General features: G+C 60.7%; 1 protein-coding gene. It reads left to right on the forward strand.

The features are described 5' to 3' along the window. Positions 1–110 precede the first annotated feature (110 nt). Positions 111–1,247: integrase catalytic domain-containing protein (locus tag K2F54_RS18860; protein ID WP_255577325.1), on the forward strand; the 1,137-nt coding region annotated here is incomplete at its 3' end.

The raw sequence follows: 1,247 nt of genomic DNA on the forward strand, positions 1-1,247 counted from the left end.
CGAGTTGACTCATAAGAAACCTCCGCGTGAGTCGATTGGTTGCCTCATTACGGGACCTCCGCGTAGTCGAGGGTTGCGTGTGGTGGCTGGTTCGGATTACGCCCGTTTCTATGGAGCTGACGATGACGCAGCGGCAGGCTGTGACGAGGAAGAAAGCGCAGGCGTATCAGAGCGGGTCGAAGGCTGTGAAGTCTCGCATCTTGACGGAGTTGGTCGAGCTCACGGGTTGGCATCGTGACTACGCTCGAGCTGCATTGCGAGCTGCGTTGGTGGCACCGAGAACGGTCAAGGCGGTGTCACCGGCGCACGGGCGGCCAGCTATCTATGGGCCTGAGCTGATGCCGGCACTGGTGCGTTGCTGGGCGGTGTTGCGGGCTCCGGCGGGGAAGATCCTCGCGCCTATGCTGCCCCGCCTGGTGCCGATGTTGCGTGCTGAGGGCGGCATCGACCTGACCGACGATCAGGCCGCGCTGTTGGTGCGGATGAGCGCGGCCACCATCGATCGAAAGCTCGCTGGCGAACGGGCCAAGATGATGTCGCGCGGGCGGTCTCATACCAAACCGGGCACGTTGCTGAAGTCCCAGATCCCGATCCGCACCTGGGCGGAGTGGAACGATGCGGTCCCGGGGTTTGTCGAGATCGACCTGGTCGGTCATGATGGCGGGACCTCGTCCGGGGAGTTCTGTTTTACCCTGACCGTGACTGATATCGCCACCGGATGGACGGTGAACTGCTCGGTGCGCAACAAGGCAGCGAAGTGGGTGTTCGAAGCCTTGATGCACGTCACCGAGGTGTTCCCCTTCCCGATCATCGGCATCGACTCAGACAACGGAAGCGAGTTCATCAACGAGCACCTTTTCAACTACTGCACCGCGAACAAGATCACCTTCACCCGGTCTCGCTCCGGGAACAAGAATGATGGCGCCCACGTCGAGCAGAAGAACTGGGCACGAGTGCGGGAACTGGTCGGTTACCTGCGTTATGACACACCAGGCGAGCTGGAGGTCCTGAACCGAATCTGGGAACTTGACCGGGTGTTTGCCAACTATCTGCTGCCACAGCAAAAACTTATCTTCAAGGAGCGCCACGGAGCCAAAGTCGTCAAACGCCACGACCTCGCCGCGACACCGCACCAGCGCGCCATCATCCATCCCAGCGTGGGTAAACGCTCCGTCATCGGGATGAACGCGCAAATGAAGAAGATCAAACCCCTTGCACTCTCACGCCAGATCGGAGCGCTCATCCAG

Origin of the sequence: Cryobacterium inferilacus (assembly GCF_019599185.1) — a bacterium.
Taxonomy (GTDB): domain Bacteria; phylum Actinomycetota; class Actinomycetes; order Actinomycetales; family Microbacteriaceae; genus Cryobacterium; species Cryobacterium inferilacus.